This window comes from Psychrobacter sp. S1-30-MNA-CIBAN-0213 (assembly GCF_040309845.1).
In the GTDB taxonomy this organism is placed as follows: Bacteria; Pseudomonadota; Gammaproteobacteria; order Pseudomonadales; family Moraxellaceae; genus Psychrobacter.
Genome location: NZ_JBEOPE010000008.1, coordinates 69,102 through 87,438, shown reverse-complemented (window position 1 = coordinate 87,438; position 18,337 = coordinate 69,102). Strand labels below are relative to the sequence as shown.

13 protein-coding genes are annotated in these 18,337 nt (G+C 42.3%); 3 read left to right on the top strand and 10 right to left on the bottom strand.

From position 1 onward, the window contains the following. Nucleotides 1-6 precede the first annotated feature (6 nt). Nucleotides 7-906 carry a hypothetical protein gene (locus tag AAEY87_RS09315; RefSeq protein WP_350656976.1) on the bottom strand — a complete coding sequence of 300 codons (900 nt, stop codon included), beginning with the start codon at nt 904-906 and terminating at the stop codon, nt 7-9. 561 nt (nt 907-1,467) lie between these two features. Here AAEY87_RS09315 and AAEY87_RS09310 point away from each other — a divergent pair. Next, nucleotides 1,468-2,226 carry an IclR family transcriptional regulator gene (locus AAEY87_RS09310; protein ID WP_068035348.1) on the top strand — a complete coding sequence of 253 codons (759 nt, stop codon included), beginning with the start codon at nt 1,468-1,470 and terminating at the stop codon, nt 2,224-2,226. A 189-nt stretch (nt 2,227-2,415) separates the two neighbouring features. On the opposite strand, the gene mmsB is transcribed toward AAEY87_RS09310, so the two are convergent. The 9 genes from mmsB to AAEY87_RS09265 form a co-directional block, all read right to left on the bottom strand. Next, complete coding sequence (gene mmsB, locus AAEY87_RS09305; RefSeq protein ID WP_350656974.1) at nt 2,416-3,375, bottom strand: 3-hydroxyisobutyrate dehydrogenase; 960 nt, start codon at nt 3,373-3,375, stop codon at nt 2,416-2,418. A 109-nt stretch (nt 3,376-3,484) separates the two neighbouring features. Further along, nucleotides 3,485-4,753 carry an enoyl-CoA hydratase/isomerase family protein gene (locus tag AAEY87_RS09300; RefSeq protein WP_350656972.1) on the bottom strand — a complete coding sequence of 423 codons (1,269 nt, stop codon included), beginning with the start codon at nt 4,751-4,753 and terminating at the stop codon, nt 3,485-3,487. Nucleotides 4,754-4,811: 58 nt separating this feature from the next. After that, the gene (locus AAEY87_RS09295) at nt 4,812-5,594 is read right to left on the bottom strand and encodes an enoyl-CoA hydratase (RefSeq protein WP_350656970.1); all 783 of its coding nucleotides are present in this window, start codon (nt 5,592-5,594) and stop codon (nt 4,812-4,814) included. A 118-nt stretch (nt 5,595-5,712) separates the two neighbouring features. Further along, nucleotides 5,713-6,873, bottom strand: coding sequence for an acyl-CoA dehydrogenase family protein (locus AAEY87_RS09290; protein ID WP_350656968.1), 1,161 nt, complete (start codon nt 6,871-6,873; stop codon nt 5,713-5,715). Nucleotides 6,874-7,049: 176 nt separating this feature from the next. Continuing rightward, on the bottom strand, nt 7,050-8,534 hold the full coding sequence (locus tag AAEY87_RS09285) for a CoA-acylating methylmalonate-semialdehyde dehydrogenase (RefSeq protein ID WP_068035338.1): 1,485 nt from the start codon (nt 8,532-8,534) through the stop codon (nt 7,050-7,052). Between the two features lie 308 nt (nt 8,535-8,842). Further along, nucleotides 8,843-10,885, bottom strand: coding sequence for a propionate--CoA ligase (locus tag AAEY87_RS09280; protein ID WP_350656965.1), 2,043 nt, complete (start codon nt 10,883-10,885; stop codon nt 8,843-8,845). 268 nt (nt 10,886-11,153) lie between these two features. Then, nucleotides 11,154-12,824: a fatty acid--CoA ligase gene (locus AAEY87_RS09275; protein WP_350656963.1), complete on the bottom strand. Its 1,671-nt coding sequence runs from the start codon at nt 12,822-12,824 to the stop codon at nt 11,154-11,156. 351 nt (nt 12,825-13,175) lie between these two features. Next, the gene (locus tag AAEY87_RS09270; protein WP_350657007.1) at nt 13,176-14,369 is read right to left on the bottom strand and encodes an MFS transporter; all 1,194 of its coding nucleotides are present in this window, start codon (nt 14,367-14,369) and stop codon (nt 13,176-13,178) included. 405 nt (nt 14,370-14,774) lie between these two features. Beyond that, on the bottom strand, nt 14,775-15,890 hold the full coding sequence (locus AAEY87_RS09265) for a right-handed parallel beta-helix repeat-containing protein (RefSeq protein ID WP_350656961.1): 1,116 nt from the start codon (nt 15,888-15,890) through the stop codon (nt 14,775-14,777). 341 nt (nt 15,891-16,231) lie between these two features. Here AAEY87_RS09265 and AAEY87_RS09260 point away from each other — a divergent pair, with 341 nt between their 5' ends. Both AAEY87_RS09260 and AAEY87_RS09255 read left to right on the top strand, forming a co-directional pair. Next, a complete protein-coding gene (locus AAEY87_RS09260; RefSeq protein WP_350656959.1) occupies nt 16,232-16,978 on the top strand; it encodes a hypothetical protein in 747 nt (248 codons plus the stop codon). A gap of 451 nt (nt 16,979-17,429) precedes the next feature. Next, nucleotides 17,430-18,260, top strand: a complete 831-nt coding sequence (locus AAEY87_RS09255; RefSeq protein ID WP_350656957.1) for a carbonic anhydrase — start codon at nt 17,430-17,432, stop codon at nt 18,258-18,260. Nucleotides 18,261-18,337: the final 77 nt, after the last annotated feature.

Below are 18,337 nucleotides of genomic sequence, written 5' to 3'. Positions count from 1 at the left end.
ATTAGATTAGAAGCGGTAAGTTGCACCAAGCTTAACAATTGGCATCCACTCTAACCAATCTTTATCTTCTAACTCACGCTCAGCGGCTTTAGCAACATCATCAGCTGCAACTTGCGTAGTTCCATTTACAGTAGTAGCTGTAACTTGTTGACCTGAATTGCTTGAAACAACAGTAGCATCTGTACTGCCCATGTATGCTGCACCAATTTCACCAAACACACCCCAGTTGTTACCGATGTTAGGACGGAAACCAATAGTACCGTATGGAGCTAGTTTGTTACGATGTTCCATAGTACCTTCTAAAGTACCAGTTTCAGCAGCGTTATAATCAACATTATCAATTCTAAAGTTTGGACCTTCAGCGTTAGCACGGACATCGATATCGTTGTCAGGAACGATGATACCAGCACCAACAGTGAACCAATTAGACATAGGGCGTAACTGTACACCTAGGTACGGGTTGCTAAAATCAGTATCAACGTCATAGTTTACGTCGTTTGCATCGAAATCACCGCCAAAAAGGTCAGCAACATCGCCACCAGCCCAACCAGCTTGTAATTCAGTTTTCTCATTTAGTGACCAACCGATGTTAGCACCATAACCTAAGGTACCAACTTCAGCACTAACAGATGCAGGGTTAATAGCTGTGTTAAATAAAGTCTTAGTACCACCGAAAATAGCACCAGTAGTGTTACGAATAACACCTGCATCATTATTATAAGCAGCAGGAGCTACTTCAGCTTCATATGCAACGGCTACAGGCTCAGCTTCATACGCAACAGCTACAGGCTCAGCTTCGTATACTACTGCATCATTGTTATCAACAACGATTACAGGCTCAGCTGCTAAAGCAGCAGTTGATGCTAAAACAGCAGCAGAGATTGCAGTTAATTTAATAAGTTTCATGGTTGTTCTCCTAAAGTATGAAATAACTAGCCCAAAAAAACGATTATTTCTGTTCTATTTTAAACAATCGTTTTGTTGAGCAGATTAAAACAATTTTGGCTTCAAAAGTCACCCCTACAAAGGAGCTTTTTATTTGCCATTATGTAAAGATTGCATAGAAATTGTAATAATTACTACACGAACCTGTAAAAAATCGCCCTGCCGTTACACGATACTCTCAAAGTAACTAATCAGTATAAATATATATACCTTAAATAGTAAAAGCTTGCGCAACAGTACTGCAAAGTATGTAACTATGATGTCGTATCCTCTAAAATAACTCAATAAGGGTTATATAGTTTATTACTACTGTTTGTTGTGATTTGTCAGATGATGTATCAATAGTTGCTCTCAAAAAAAGTTTATGATACTGCTCACCTTTCAGTCTTATTTTATTTTATAATCTATATATAGTGTTTATTTGGCTATAGTCTCTTTAACTTTAGTCTCTTTAATTTGTCAATGTGACTAATACTATAACGCCCGACGTTACTTATCATTCATCATTACTGAGCTATCTATATGCCGAAAGTTTCTTCGATTACCCGTGTACTAGAGATTATCGAAACGATATCCTATGCGCCTAAACCTATCTCTCCGCTTGAGCTTTCACAAGAGCTTGATATTCCAAAACCAACCATTCATCGTTTGATTCAAAATTTAGTCGATGAAGGATTTGTAGCGATTGATATTGGTGGTGGTATTATCCCTGGTAAGCGCGTACGCAATCTAAGTGTGGCTTTATGGCAACAGCGGCAGTTCTTTAATGAACGCCAAGTTATTTTGCAAAAGCTAGTAGATGATATTCAAGAAACTTGCGGTATTGGTATCCCTTATCATATGGATATGATCTATACCAATCGCGTCACAACATCATTGCCACTACAGATATACTTACCTGTTGGGGCTAAATCTCCTATGTGGTGTACGGCAACTGGCAAACTGTATCTAAGTCAGCTCTCACCCGCAAGTCGCCGTAAAATGCTAAGTAACTTGCCTTTAAATAAATTTACTAAAAACACCATTGTAGACATTGATGCCCTAAATGCTGAACTTGACCATATTGCCAAGACAGGGGTTGGCGTAGATAATGAAGAATTCATCTCTGAAATGGTCGCGGTATCGGTGCCAATATTGGACAAGAAATCGCGCTATCTAGCATCTTTGTATTTGCATGCACCTACCATACGCGTATCTTTAGATGATCTACTGACACATGTACCAAGATTGCAAGCAGCAGCGCAGGACATTCAAGCGTTGGTATATGAGCTACAAAACTAGAGTCTGTATCATTAAGAAAAAATATGACCGAATACAAAAAAGGTCTGCGTTATTTTTATAGCGCAGACCTTTTTTATACTTTATTTTTGCTAGTGCTATGACAACTAGCAAAAGTACTCTATTTAAAACTGATTCAGAACCTTAAGTGTTAAGAACTTTGAGCATCATGAATTTTAAGCACTTGGAGCCTTAAGACAATACCGAACTATCATGACGCGCCATAATACTAGAAAAGTCTTTATCGCCATTTTCTACTGTATGTGCTTCATAAAGCTCTGTCGCTTTGGCTCCCATTGGAGTTTCAACATCCGTATCTTTAGCGGTTTGCATCGCAAGATTTAAATCTTTTTGCATCAGCTTACTCATAAAGCCGCCTTTATAGCCATTACTAGATGGGACGTTCTCCATCACTTGCGGATAAGGGTTATAGACTTCTAATGTCCAATTACGACCTGAGCTTTGTAGCATAATATCTGATAGCACTTTAGGGTCGAGACCATTTTTGACACCCAAGTTAATCGCCTCTGCCGTTCCCGCCATTAGAATACCTAACAGCATGTTATTACAGATTTTCGCGACTTGTCCGGCACCATGGTCGCCTGCATGAAAGATGTTTTTGCCCATAACGGCTAGTATCGGCTCGGCTTTGGCGAACGCATTAGCGCTGCCACCGACGATAAAGGTTAAACTACCAGCGATAGCACCGCCCGTACCGCCAGAGACTGGCGCATCTAAGAAGTCTATACCAAGCTTACTTGCAGCCTCTGCCACCGTCCTAGCATCAGCTGCCGCGATAGTACTGCTATCAATGACCAATGTACCTTTGGGTAATTCTGCTAGTAAGCCATCACCCTCATTTTCACCTAGATAGACAGAATGAACGTGCTTGCCCGCAGGCAACATGCTAATAATGACTTGTGCATTGCTCGCAGCATCTATAGGGCTATTAGCTACACTGGCACCTGCTTGCTGCAAGCGCTGGGTCGCCTCCTCAGACAAGTCATAGACAGAGAGCGTATAACCTGCCTTTAATAAATTCTCTGCCATAGGTGCGCCCATATTGCCAAGCCCAATGAAGGCTATATTTGGCTTAGCAGTATTGTTATCGATCGTAGCTGTATTGCTTAAACCTGAATCCTTTGTACCCATCTCATCGCTCCTTGATGATTGCTTATTATTTACATATATGCAGACAATGCTAAATATGGTTTTACGTTTTTTAATTTATACCTGATTCTTATAATGAGCTTACAAGCTCTTAGCGCACAAACTGACTGCCTAACGCTTCATCACCCAACCAATCGCCTAAGGGATGCTCGCCTTTAGCATAAGGATTCACAAAGTGCTGATTTATGTATGCCTGCCCTTCGGTACTGAGACAGTCTGCTAATGAACGTGACCATTGTGGATTACGATCTTTGTCAATCAGTAGCGCACGTACGCCTTCTTTAAAGTCAGGATTGGCCGCACAATGCACCGCTACGTTGGCTTCTAAATACAGAACCTGCTCTAACGATAAGTCCGTGACTTTATGATAAAGCGCGTAGGTTAAAGCGACGGTAACTGGGCAGCCTTGACGATAAGTGTCTACTGCCCGCTGCGTCCAGCTATCTTCAGCAAAGTCTGTATCTAGCTTTGCTAGCGCTTCATCGTTTTGTAGGAGCGCATCGATATCACCCAGTCCACCGCTGTTCATCAACTGCTGGATAGGTTTCCAATATGTCGCTAATTTGCTAGCAGGCAACTCAGCAACAGGTTGTGCTGCCAGTGTACGGCTAACGATACTATGGGCGCTATTGTTGTGACATTTATCGGTGCTACTTGCTGCCACTTGCCAATCGCTCTGTTTTAAACTTTGTATGATGGCCTCGTAATCACTACTGGCAACGGCATACTCTGCAAGATTAGATAATAAAGCGTCATTGCCGTTACACATCGCACCTGTTAGCCCTAAAAATAAACCTGTTTTAGCTGGCATGCGCTGTAAGAACCAACTGCCAGAGGCATCAGGGAACAGTCCAATAGTCACTTCTGGCATGGCAAAGCGGGTGCGCTCAGTGACCAAACGATGACTACAGCCAGCCATCAAACCCATGCCGCCACCCATAATAATGCCATCGCCCCAGAGGATTAACGGCTTTGGGTAAAAATGCATCTGCCGATAAAGGCGATACTCATGACCAAAAAACTCTGTCGCATAAGGGTTCGGTAGCGGTGCACTAGTAGACATACTGTCATACAGCTTACGAATATCGCCGCCAGCACAAAACGCCTTACCACCTGCCCCTTTTAATACCAATGCCACTATCTGATCGTCATTTTGCCACTGCTCTAGCTGCTGGGCTAATAATTGACACATCTCAACACTGAGTGCATTGAGAGATTTGGGCGTATTTAACGTCATTATTCCGATAAGATGGCCACACTCTGTCGGCTCGGTATCGAACAATACTGGCGCTTCTTGTGTGATTTTTTCTACGGAATTTTGATTATTAGTATCGTCCGTCGCTGTCGTAGCTGCTGTCATAAAAGTAACCTAAAAATTAAAAGGAAAAATATTAGCGCTAAGTCTGATTTAATTTGGCCTATTTATTTTGCCAAGTGGGTTTGCGCTTTTCTAAGAATGCTTGCACACCTTCACGCTGATCTTTGGTGTCGAATAACTTAACAAAAGCTTCGCGCTCATGGATAAGGTTTTGTGCAGGTGGGGTATTTCTTGCGGCTTGGATAAGCTGTTTAGAATAAGTGACGGCAACAGGAGATTGCTTAGCGACTTTTTGCGCTAATGCTTGCGCCGCTAACAAACCGCCACCTTTTGCCGTGACTTCTTCGACTAAGCCAATGCGTAATGCTGTCTCGGCATCGACGCGCTCACCGCACAATATCATACGTTTCGCCCAGCCTTCACCAACCAGTAAAGGCAGATTTTGCGTACCGCCTGCACACGGTAATAAGCCCACGCCGGTCTCTGGTAAGGCCATTTGTGCATGCGCTTCTGCGATACGGATATCACAGGCCAGCGCGCACTCAAGTCCACCACCCATCGCATAACCGTTGATGACAGCGATACTGACACCACGATACGCTGATAGCGCTTCAAACGCTTCACCAAAAGCGATGGCCATGCTGATTGCTTGGCCTTTATCACCGTCTGAGAAATTATTTAAATCCGCACCTGCTGAAAAGAACTTCTCGCCATCGCCATGAATGATTAAGGCATAAACATCATCATTCGCATTCAGGTCCGTGACCAGCTGCTTTAGCGCTGGCAGACTGTCCATCGTCCACGTATGAGCTGGTGGGTTATTCAGTGTTACGGTAGCAATATGACCGTCAATTGATAACTTGAGATTGGTATAATCCGTCATAAATAATCCTTTATTTTATCTGAATTTGGTACGATTTATTGGTGAGACGCTAGGTAAAAGAGCCATAGAAAACCATAGCAAACTTAAAATATTGCCATAAAATAGCTGCGTACTACAATTAACGCAATTGACTCAACGCATCATCTTGCATGAGCTGACGCGAGACAATCACACGCATGATCTCGTTGGTGCCTTCCAAAATCTGATGGACACGTAAGTCTCGTACATGGCGCTCTAGCGGATATTCATTTAGATAACCATAACCGCCATGCAGCTGCAAGGCCTCATTGGCAACATCAAAACAAAGATCAGTGGAAAGACGCTTTGCCATCGCGCAGTAGGTAGAAGCTTGCCCATCATTGTTATCGACTTTATTGGCTGCTAAATACAGCATTTGCCGTGCAGTAATCGTTTGGGTGAGCATATCAGCAAGCTTAAACTGTACTGACTGTAAGCTGGCAATCGGACTACCAAATTGGCTACGCTCTTGCACGTAATTAGTCGCTGTCTCTAGCGCTGACTGCGCTGTACCTACCGCACAGATACCGATATTGATACGACCGCCATCTAAGCCTTTCATCGCAATACGAAAGCCTTGACCTTCCTCGCCGATTAAATTTTCTGCTGGCACTTTAACGTCTTTAAAGCTAATAGCACGAGTTGGTTGCGCTTTCCAACCCATTTTATGCTCGTTTTTACCATACTCAATACCATCGCTGTCAGCGTCTACCACAAATGCTGAGACCCCTTTTGGGCCTGCACCGCCTGTACGCGCCATAACTACTAACACATCGGTCGAGCCTGCACCCGAGATAAAGGTTTTCTCTCCATTGAGCACGTAATAGTCGCCTTGCTTGTCGGCTTTGGTACGTAATGAAGCCGCATCAGAACCGGCATTCGGCTCAGTTAAGCAATAACTACCAAGCCATTCACCACTGACCATATTGGGCAAATACTTTTTACATAAGGCATCACTACCATACTCACCGATCATCCAGCCCGCCATATTATGAATACTCATATAAGCAGCGACTGCCGTATCACCCCATGCCAGCTCCTCAAATACCATTGCAGAGTCTAAGCGCGGTAGCCCTAAGCCATCATATTCTGGATTGGTATATAACCCTAAAAATCCAAGCTCGCCTGATTTTTTGATGACATCGATTGGGAAATGTGAGGTACGATCCCACTCAGCCGCGTTCGGCTTTAGCTCTTTTTGCGCAAATTGCCGAGCGGTTTGGCGAAAAGCAATTTGGTCTTCCGTTAATGAGAAATCCATAAGATCATCCTTGTGCTTGCAAAGCAAATATGGTGAAGAAAGTTTGGTAAGTCATCAGTTCAATATCGTTTATACAGTATAGCAGCGACATAACGACATTCACAAAATTATGCTCTACTAGTAAAGCACATATTAAGTAAGATTGACGCAATATCGCATATATAGTGAATTAACGATTAAATTGAAATAGTGGTGTTGACTCCGCGACTTGCTTCATCATCAAACCAGCGTGCAGTCACCGTCTTAGTCTGAGTATAGAACTGTACTGCCTGCTTACCATAAGGACCGAGATCGCCAAGCTTACTAGCACGTGAACCTGAGAATGAGAACATCGGTAGTGGCACAGGAATTGGCAAGTTAATACCGATTTGACCGACCTGAATATCTTGTTGGAATTTATGCGCGGCCGCTCCCGACTGAGTAAAGATAGCCGTGCCATTACCATGTGGATTGGCATTAAGCATTTCAATTGCCTCATCAAGGCTAGCTGCACGCATAATACAAAGTACTGGCCCGAAGATTTCTTGCTGATAAATTTGCATATCACTTGTGACATTATCAAAGATAGTCGGTCCTACAAAATTGCCTTTCTCATAGCCTTCGACAGTAATGCCACGACCATCAAGAATCAAGCTAGCCCCTTCTTCTACACCAGTATCAATCAAATGCTCAACACGGGCTTTTGCAGCCGGAGAAATCAGTGGGCCTAAGTCTTTATCATGCTTACCTGCTGATACGACTAAGCCTGTTGCTTTAGCTTTAATATCATCAATCCATTCCCCTGCTGCACCGACTAGCACCACGACTGACAGCGCCATACAACGTTGACCGGCAGCACCAAATGCAGCACCTGCTAGCTGATTGAGCGTTTGTTCTTTATTGGCATCAGGCAAGATAACACCATGGTTTTTGGCGCCCATCATGCACTGGGCACGTTTGCCAGATTTACTAGCGCGCTCGTAGACATGCTTACCAACAGCGGTAGAACCAACAAATGAAACCGCTTTGATATCTGGGTGATCACAAATGGCATCAACGGTGGCCTTGCCACCATGCACCACGTTGAGCACACCTTCAGGCACGCCCGCTTCGACTGCCAACTCAACCAAACGCATGGTAACCATTGGGTCTTGTTCAGAAGGCTTTAAGATAAAAGTATTACCCGTAGCAATCGCCATTGGAAACATCCATAGCGGAATCATCGCTGGGAAGTTAAACGGGGTGATACCAGCACAGACACCTAGTGGCTGCCAGATACTATACGTATCAACGCCTGAGGCGACATTTTCAACAAAATCACCAATCTGTAAGTTAGCAATACCCGCTGCATGCTCGACCACTTCTAAACCACGGAATACATCCCCGCGAGCATCAGCAATGGTTTTTCCTTGTTCAGCAGTTAAGATTCCTGCTAGCTCATCCATATGCTCACGTATGAGCGCTTGATATCTTAAAAAGATTCGCGCACGCGTGGTAATTGGGGTCTTGCGCCATGTTTGAAAAGCCGTCTGGGCGGCAGCGACGGCTTGATTGATCTCATCGTCAGTGGTTTGCGGGACTTTAGCGATGACTTCTTGCGTGGCTGGATCAGTGATATCGAGCCATTCGCTAGTCGTTGATTTGGTAAATTGACCATTGATGAGCTGCTGGACGTGGTGCATAAGATATCCTTATCTTGTTTGCGAGACTGCCGTTAAGCAGCGTCTGTATTTATTAAGAGTGTCAAAATCGATGTTTTACTATTAATGAAACTTTATTTTAAAATGATTTATTTCGTATCGTTATTGACTATAACAATAAATCAATTTTAGGGTCAAGTGCTTTGTTGAAATTTTGGTAACGTTAGCTATCAGCGTTGATATATAGAACAGTTGAGTAAACAAAAAAGCCCATGACGATTCATGAGCTTTTGTGCAATATTCAGATAATTATTCACAACTAGCGAATACAGATTAACATTTTGTATTAATCAATAATCTTTCATGGATTGTTTAATGGCATCAATCGCAGTTGGATTGTCAAGCGTTGACATATCACCGGTAGGCTTGTTCTCTGCTAATGCGCGAATAGCACGGCGTAGAATTTTGCCAGAGCGAGTCTTTGGTAGTGCTTGCGGAAAATAAATCGCTGCTGGTCTGGCGATACCACCAAGGGACTTCACAACGGCACCTATTACTTGCTGCTCAAGACGGAAGCGGTTTTCGGTCGTCGCTACTTGCTCATGATCTTTTAGCACACAAAAAGCGATGGGCAATTCGCCTTTTAATTCATCCTGAATACCCACAACGGCACACTCTGCCATCTCTGGATGGGTGCTAATAGCTTCTTCGATCTCTTGAGTACCAAGTCTGTGCCCAGCCACGTTAATCACATCATCGGTACGACCAAGAATATAGAAATACCCATCTTCATCGGTCACAGCATAGTCTGAAGTTGAATATTGCTTACCATCAAACAGCCCAAAATAGCTGCTGATAAAGCGCTCATCATTACGCCATACCGTCGTGAGACAACCCGGTGGTAATGGCGCACTAATGGCTAATAGCCCTTTTTCACCAGCAGCGCAAGGCTCTCCTGTTTCTTCATTGATGACGCGTGCATCATAGCCATACATTGGATAACCGGGCGAGCCTTGCTTATGTGGTTTATGATTGAACTTTGGCGTGTTGCTTAGAATCGGCCAGCCAGATTCTGTTTGCCAGTAATGATCTAAAATTGGCACACCTAAATGCTGAGTAAGCCAATTGGCCGTTGATTCATCAAGTGGTTCGCCTGCTAAAAAGAACGACTTAACGCTTGATACATCGTAGCGGGTCATCCAAGTCTCATCTTGCTTTTTGAGCATACGCACACCGGTCGGCGCAGTAAATAAAATATTAACTTTGTTGGCTTCTACGATACGCCACCAGATACCTGGATTTGGTCGATGTGGTAAGCCTTCATACATCACGCTCGTCATGCCAGCCAGTAATGGCGCATAAATAGTATAAGAGTGTCCGACCGCCCAGCCAATATCCGATATCGCCCAAAAGGTCTCGCCTGCCTTGCCATCGTAGATATAATCCATCGAGGTAGTGAGTGCTACTGCATGACCGCCCGTATCACGTTGCACACCCTTTGGCGTACCCGTAGTACCAGAAGTATAGAGCAGATATGATGGCGTGTTTGACTCAAGCCAAACTGGCTCTACCACAGCATTGGCCTCGCAGCTGATGCGGCGCTGAGTCGCATAATCCACATCGATATCTTGCGGTTCAAATGGCAACACGCCGCGATTGACTACTAGCACATGCTCAGGTTTTACGCTTGCCTGCTCAACTCCTTGATTCACAAGGTTTTTATAATTGACTACCTTGCCACCGCGCAGACCAGCATCCACGGTAATAACCATTTTTGCCTCAGCATCATCCATACGAATGGCTAAGTTATGCGCAGCAAAACCACCAAATACGACTGAATGTACCGCACCGATACGAGCGCAGGCCAGCATGGCATAAGCGGCTTCTAAAATCATCGGCATATAAATGATAACGCGATCGCCCTTCTCGATACCATGACGCTGCAAGACATCTGCAAAGTAATTAACTTCTTTATATAAGTCGTTATAGGTTAGGCGACGTTTGGTATAGTCAGTATAGAACTCAACGTTATTACCCAAGTCTTTAAACGCGTCAATCACTGCTGGATAAGTCTCTGTTAACTCTTGATTAATCTCTGATGAGAGCCAAATAAAAGCATCTTGCTCAGCACGTTCGGGAAGATGACGATCTACACAGTTATAGCAAAGGTTAGTTTCACCACCCACGAACCACTTAGCAAAAGGCAGATTACTATCGTCAAGGATTTGCTCAGGCTCTTTATGCCAGTAGATACGCTTGGCTTGCTCTGCCCAAAACTGCTCTCGATCATTGATTGAAGCGTTATAGATATCAGCAAAATTGGCATTCTGTGTAGAGGTGACGGTGTCTTTGGAGGCTTGGTTAGAAGCTAAATTGGTGGCTTGCTCGCTCATAATGGCTATCCTTAGCGTAAACGAAATGTGATGCAATACGACTATATATATACTATATGAAATAGCAAATGAAGTTTGAATAGTCGCTTTATATATTATAAGTACAATATAGCAAATTTATATAACAGCTTAAGTATTGTTGCTCTGGCTTTCCCTGCTAGAACCAAAAAAACCGATACGTTATGTATCGGTTTAAAATGTAGCAGAGCTAGTAATAAAGGTCAACCGTTTAGCACATAAACTGCAATATGATTACAGTGAAGATTAATTACACTTGCGTCTGATTGGCATACATCTCTCGCATTACCTTTTTATCATGCTTGCCAACAGAGGTTTTAGGCAGCTCATCAACAAACTTAAAATCACTTGGTACACCATATTTGGGGATAATACCTTTACTGACTGCCTGCTCTGCAATGGCAATAATATCTTCAGCGCTGGTGTCTTGTTTATTTGGCTTTAGTACCACTAGTGCTAATGGGCGCTCACCCCACTGTTTATCATGGACACCAATTACTGACACGTCCGCTACCGCTGGATGCAACGATAAAATAGTCTCAATCTCTAATGATGAGATCCATTCGCCGCCAGACTTGATAACGTCTTTGAGACGATCGGTAATTTTGATATAACCGTCAGGTCTAATATAGGCAATATCCTGAGTATGCATATAGCCGTTTTCCCACAGCTCTTTACCCGCATCGTCATTTTTTAGGTAGCTTTGGGTTAACCATGGCGCACGCAGCACTAGCTCACCAGTGTTTTCTTTACCGACGCCTACCGACTCATTGTTTGTACCCCAGACTTGCGCATCGACCATCAATACTGGCTTACCTGTCATACAGCGACGGCTAATATCTTCATCTTCAGTCATCTCAGGCTCATCAACACTAAAGTCAGTTAAGCTAATCAATGGCGCGGTTTCTGACATTCCGTAACCTGTATACACCTCAATATCTTGTGCCAATGCCGATTTAGCCAAGCCTTCCGTCAATCTTGAACCACCAATGATCATTTTTAAACCATTAAAGCTGACATCACGATCTTGTGCTTCTTTGAGCACCATTTGTAATATCGTTGGCACGCAGTGGGTGATACTTACCTTTTCATTGACGATTAAATCTAACAAAGTATCAGGGGCATAGCGACCTGGGTAGACTTGTTTTAAGCCAATCATAGTAGCCGTAAACGGAAAGCCCCATGCATGAACATGGAACATAGGGGTCATCGGCATATAAACATCACCGTAGCTAACGCCTTGTTTATTGGGTAGCATACCTAATGATGCTGCTTCTGCTAAGCTATGTAACACCAATTGCCGATGGCTAAAGAACACGCCTTTTGGATCACCTGTCGTTCCTGAAGTATAAAAGGTTGTGGCAATAGTATTTTCATCAAAATCTGGAAAATCAAAGGTGGTGTCAGCTGCTTCTAATAATGCCTCATATTCACCTGCTACGCGACTTTGGTTACCACCAAAGACGCCTTCATGCGACACTCCATTGTCATCTAGCCAAATAATATGCTCAATACTTGAGTTTTCAAACTGATAGTCTTTGACCAATGGTGCAAACTCAGAGTTCAGCATTAACACTTTTGGCTTAGCATGATTAATAGTGTAGAGCACCTTTTCAGGCGACAGGCGAATATTGACCGTCTGCAAAATATACTGCGACATAGGCACAGCAAAGTACGATTCGAGGTAACGATGACTATCCCAATCCATCACTGCTACCACATCCCCAGCATCGAGATTTAAGCCTGCTAAGACATTGGCTAAACGGTTAATGCGGGTAAATAAATCCTTATAAGTAAAGCGTTTTTTGTCCGCATAAATAATTTCTTGATCTAATGATACTGTTTTGGCGCGGTTTAATAGTTGTTTGATCAGTAGTGGAAACTCGTAGGCTGACGGGGCGCTGTTATAAATATTTGACATGTATCGGACTTCCTTGTTTGTCGTTTTTGTGAATTCTCATTTTTGTAAATTATGAATAAATATAAATAAGGCATAGGCAATTAAATTTTTAATAATTTTGTTTTTACTTAGAAGCAAGCTATTATTTTAATAAGCGAGGTTAACGCTGTCACTATTTTATAGTAGCTTGACTAATAATGGCTTGACTATAAGTTGCCTTTTAACAGGGTGCTTATTGATAGTAAGAAAAAACCAGTCCTATGTAAAGCGCGCGCACGTAAGCGTGACAACACTCAGCATTCGAGGATAATGATTCCACTACTTACCACATTGTGTTAGCTGATATTTATCTTGAATAGTACGAGACTTAACTTAAGCAGTACGAGCTTTGGTTTTAATCATGCCAAAGCTTGCTACCAATAACGCTAAAACCTGCACAATTAACAACAGCCATACTGTCAGCGTCCACGCCCCACGTGCATAGGCAATTCCGCATAGCCATGCACCCATTGTCCCGCCTGCGTAATAGCCCATATAGTATAAACCAGAGGCCAATGAGCGTCCCTTTTTGACGTTGACTGCAATATAACTAATGGTCGCAGCTTGGGTGATAAAGACGCCAGATGACATGATCGCTAGCCCAACAATCACACCCCATAATGGCGTCACTAGGGTCAATATTACCCCTACCATCGATACCATTACGGCCACTCGTACCGTACGCGCTGCGCCAAATCGGCGCAATAGTGTCGTCGATAATGGGGTAATGACTACGCCTATTAAATACACAGCAAAGATATTGGCAAGTTGTCCAGTACCTAGCTCATATGGAGTCTTGGCCAGATGTAAATTGATAAAGGTAAAGCAGCCCACCAAAGAGAACAGTACGCAAGCACCGAGCAAGCAAGCCGTAACCACATAACGGTTCGTCAGATGCTCGCCCAACGTCTGCATAGCGGATCGAAAGTTTGGATTGGCTTCAAAACAACGTGAGGTTGGTAGCATTTTACCTACCCATACTGCACCTATCAGCGTCATTGCAGCCATCACATAATAACCATAACGCCAGCCGATAAGCTCATGCAAATGCCCAAGCAGAAAGCGTCCTAAAAAGCCACCAAGTACTGAACCTGAAACGTAAAATGACATCAGTTCAGTAACTGCCCGTCCCTCAAACTCTTCACCAATATAAGCAATTGTCACTACGGTAATACCGGGCACGGACAAGCCCTGCATAAAGCGCCACAGACCCATCCAGCCAATACTCGGACTTTGCGCAATGAGCGCTGTCGGTATCGCTAAAAATAATAACGCTCCGACGATAAATGATTTGCGCCCTACTGCATCGGACAACATTCCTAAAAATGGTGACATGATAGCAATCGCCATCACTGTCGCGCCAACGACCATGCCTGCTTGGACCTCAGTCGCAGCAAAGTCTACCATCAGTACAGGTAACACTGCTTGGATGGAATACACCTGCAAAAAAGCAAACATGCCAATCAAGCCAATGGTTAGTTTTAAAACCCATGAAGGTGAATTAGATTGAGGAGCATAGGTAGTCAATGATTTTGCAGAGACAGTTGAATTCGCGCTATCTTGCGGTGTGTTATTAATTGAGGCGTTATCTGGTGTGTGATTCACAAAGTTACTGACTATGTTATACGCGATTGATATCGGCGTGGGTGGTAGGAACAGGCTGTAAATATATAAATATAAAGGCCTAAATTTATAGTCATAATGACAAGCGCATCATGGTAGCACACTAAAAGTTGGGCTTAAGATGCAAAATGTTATGTAAGTTTGGTATTGGTTATCAAGCTTAAACGTTAAGAATAATTATGAGAGCTGAATCATAGAGTAATCATAATACTTTTAATCAAAGCTGCAACTTTTTGACCAACACGATTTATAATCTTGAGACACAAAAAAAGCCGCTTAAGGCGGCTTATATTGATTAGAACTATAATTTTAGTACCCAGGAACATCGATAACTTTTACATTACTTTTCTTATCTAAAAGCAAATTTACGGGCTTATTCAATGAGGTGCGGAAACTCGTGGCTTTAGATTTAGCCGCCGTTTTATCTGCGGTTGTTCTCACATTCGATACAACAGTCCCAGTCGATAACCTAATAGCAAAGGTTAAGCTTTGCTCATCGATAACAACGTCGTTAAAAGTGGAGTTTTTGAGTAATATCTCGCGACCGCTAGCAATTGCCATTGCTCTAAATTGATGACGAGTTCTCTTAAAGTGAATATTACTGAACTCTTTTAATTTTGTATTAGCTTTTAGGCGTACATAGGCAGATCCAGTAGCTGTACCGGACTTAATAAATTCACAGTCTTCAAAGTAAACGCCTAAATCATTTGAATTACCTATGTTGGTATCTTGAAATATAACTTGATTATTGCCGTAACGTTTACCAGCATTTTCAAAAACCACATCTTTAAACTTAATGTCGCGATATTTATCGTTGATATTATTTGGCTCACAATCAAATAAATATATACCGCTTCTTAATTTACCTTGTCCCGCAGTAAAGTTATTATCTAAACGTACTCTACCACGTGTAAATTTAAAACCTTGTCCTGCAATAATAGATACCGGATTACGGGCAGTAGAATCGCATAAGAAGTCCTCTGCCTCAAAATCTATCTGTCCATTATATTTAAGATAGATTCCATCGTAACGTGCCCCTCTTGTTTTAAAATTGCGTAGACGAGCACCACGTTCTTGAATACGAATGCAGTGCAAGGCATCAGTATTGCTTTTGTTACCATTAACGTTAGATTTAGATTCATTACGTGATGTTTGACCACGTACGTCGAATCCGTCCAACACAAAGTTGATTCCACCTGCCTTTACATCAACGACAGTAGAGGAGCCTGCAGCACGTAGTATGGTATTACCGTCACTAAACAGCTCGATATTGGGACTATTAATCACCAAACTACATGGATAATCTCCATTTGGGAATATAATCCGAGCGCCGCCGATAGACTTAGCATAGTCTACAGCAGCTTGAGGTGACTTATAATCTCTAATATATATCTTTCTAAGATTTGAATCTGATGATATAGGCATTTGTTTAACTATATTCGTTTAGGTAGATGCTTTATAACAATTACAGATGCATACTGTCAAGCATTGCCTATTAAATGTTTTGATACATTATTGCCCTTTCATTGAAATCACTTATCCATTGTTAGAAGCGTATTATGTTCTGTTTTAGTTGCCCAATCAGCATCAGTCTAAATTATCTATACATTCCACATCGCTTTTATAACAGACTTTTATCCACCTAAAGTTCATAATTATTTAAAGTAGTTGCTAAGAAAAATTATCAGGAACAAGTTCGACAAATCTCGTAGGATCTGATCTTAAAAACTATTAGACCAATCATTGATTAACAAAGGATAATAAAGATGGCAGATAAAATTTATGATTTAGGGGCAGGATTTTGGAATATACGCGGGTCATTCCGATTGGGAGGGGTGCTTGATATAGGCACTCAATGCTCGCTCGTGCAATTAAAGTCAGGCAAGTTTATTTTTTTAGATAGCTATAAGCTGACGGATGATGTCCGAGATAAAGTCATGGCATTGACCAATGACGGTCAAGATGTAGAGGCCGTGTTAAATCTTCATCCTTTCCATACGGTGCATTGCGTCCAAATGGCAAAAGACTTTCCGCAAGCCGAATTTTACGGCAGTAGCCGTCATCATGAACAAATACCTGAGATACCATGGGCAGATGATTTGGTCGAAAGCGATGCAGTCGCCAAGCGTTATCCGGAGCTTGAATTCTCCTTATCTCAGGGGGTCTACTATATCTCGCCTAATGAAAAAATTCATGCAGGTTCGCTATTGGCTTATCATCCTGCTAGCAGAAGCTTACACGTTGACGATACTTTTATGAGTCCACCGGCAAAGCTTCTTGAAGCAGTCTTACCTGAGCTACTATTACATCCTACTACCAAGCAAGCGCTTAAAGATGAGCAAGATGCAGGTAAACAGTATTGCAACTGGGCAACCGAGCTTGCGCATCAATGGCGCGAAACTCATAACTTCTGTGCTGCCCATTCAAGCTTGATTAAGTTTGAAATTGGTGGATTTGAAAAAGCACTATTAAAAGCTATTGAAAAAGCGCGCCCTAAGCTTGAAAAAGCGTAATTCTTTAAAAGTTAAAAGATAAAGCTAGAAAAGAAGCTGCCATCTTGGTGGCTTCTTTGATTTTACTACTCTGAGAAATAACTGCGTAAGTTCATCTTTTAAAGAGAAAATCTCTTAAAATTTTCCAAAAACTGTTTATTACACATTAATATTTTTCTGTAATCGTAATTTGCTAAATAAATACCGTTCTGTTATAAACCCTTCTTACAAATATATTCTTATTAACGAATAGTGTTAAATTTATTAATTATTCATTTAACCATATTTTAATAAATCTGTTTTATAGCCAATTGATAATAATGTTGATATAAATAAACTAAGTGCAAGCTATAGCCCATATCAAATAAAAGTGTGATGTGTTTTATCTGCGCGCGAGGCTGACAGAAGCCGTATCGATTTTATTTTGAACGAACTATAACACTATCGTTTTAACCATATTAAGGACTGTAATATGAATCGTCATTATTTAGCGACTGCTATCTTGGCAGTAAGCACCCTAGGTTTTTCTGCCTGTACCTCTAATCAGCAAGCTTTGAAAGATCAGCCTACTGATGCCAATGCGACCGTAGTGGCAGCGCAAGATAATAATAGCGTCCATCATCCTAAATGGTCATATGTAGGCAATACAGGCCCCGAATATTGGGGTGACGTCGAAGGTGCTAACGCTTGCAAAATTGGCAAACAGCAATCGCCTATCAATATTACAAACGTTACCGCCAGTAGTGCAGCCGCTCCTGTCATTAACTATAACCAATCTACCGATGTCCGCATTCATGATAATGGTCATACTGTCGTCTACACACCAACGACCGAAGACAATACAATTCAGTTAGACAATGAGCGCTATGTGCTCAAGCAATTCCATTACCATACCCCAAGCGAGCATCAATTCGGTAGTCAGAACTATCCAGGCGAAATTCATTTTGTTCATGCCAATAGTGAAGGCAATCTTGCTGTAATGGGTATTATGCTGCAAATTGGTGAAGCCAATGATGTGCTACGCGTATTGCTAAACGGCACTAAAATCACTACCTTAAACGATGATGAATTCACAGCCAATAAAGTTGATTTGTCTGCTTTAGCACCTGTAATGCCTACTTTCTATCATTATAGTGGCTCGCTAACGACACCACCTTGTTCAGAACAAGTCCAATGGTATGTCAGTAAGCAACCTCTGACCCTTGCTAGCGATCAGTTTGCTATTATGTCTGATCTGTACGAAGGTAATAACCGCCCTATTCAGCCACAAGGCTCGCGTAAGGTAGAGCAGCTTAGCAACTAATAGCCAATAACAAGTATTAGTAGTATTCAGAAAGTCTATTGTTTGAGTACTACTAAACTTGAATGATAAAAATCTAG

Excerpts from the sequence above, each read along its gene's own strand:
- AAEY87_RS09285 (WP_068035338.1), bottom strand. The coding sequence starts at position 8,534 with ATGCACCACGTCCAGCAGCTCATCAATGGTCAATTTACCAAATCAACG.
- AAEY87_RS09300 (WP_350656972.1), bottom strand. The coding sequence starts at position 4,753 with ATGACAGCAGCTACGACAGCGACGGACGATACTAATAATCAAAATTCC.
- AAEY87_RS09275 (WP_350656963.1), bottom strand. The coding sequence starts at position 12,824 with ATGTCAAATATTTATAACAGCGCCCCGTCAGCCTACGAGTTTCCACTA.
- AAEY87_RS09265 (WP_350656961.1), bottom strand. The coding sequence starts at position 15,890 with ATGCCTATATCATCAGATTCAAATCTTAGAAAGATATATATTAGAGAT.
- AAEY87_RS09295 (WP_350656970.1), bottom strand. The coding sequence starts at position 5,594 with ATGACGGATTATACCAATCTCAAGTTATCAATTGACGGTCATATTGCT.
- AAEY87_RS09310 (WP_068035348.1), top strand. The coding sequence starts at position 1,468 with ATGCCGAAAGTTTCTTCGATTACCCGTGTACTAGAGATTATCGAAACG.
- AAEY87_RS09280 (WP_350656965.1), bottom strand. The coding sequence starts at position 10,885 with ATGAGCGAGCAAGCCACCAATTTAGCTTCTAACCAAGCCTCCAAAGAC.
- AAEY87_RS09255 (WP_350656957.1), top strand. The coding sequence starts at position 17,430 with ATGAATCGTCATTATTTAGCGACTGCTATCTTGGCAGTAAGCACCCTA.
- AAEY87_RS09260 (WP_350656959.1), top strand. The coding sequence starts at position 16,232 with ATGGCAGATAAAATTTATGATTTAGGGGCAGGATTTTGGAATATACGC.
- AAEY87_RS09315 (WP_350656976.1), bottom strand. The coding sequence starts at position 906 with ATGAAACTTATTAAATTAACTGCAATCTCTGCTGCTGTTTTAGCATCA.
- AAEY87_RS09290 (WP_350656968.1), bottom strand. The coding sequence starts at position 6,873 with ATGGATTTCTCATTAACGGAAGACCAAATTGCTTTTCGCCAAACCGCT.
- mmsB (WP_350656974.1), bottom strand. The coding sequence starts at position 3,375 with ATGGGTACAAAGGATTCAGGTTTAAGCAATACAGCTACGATCGATAAC.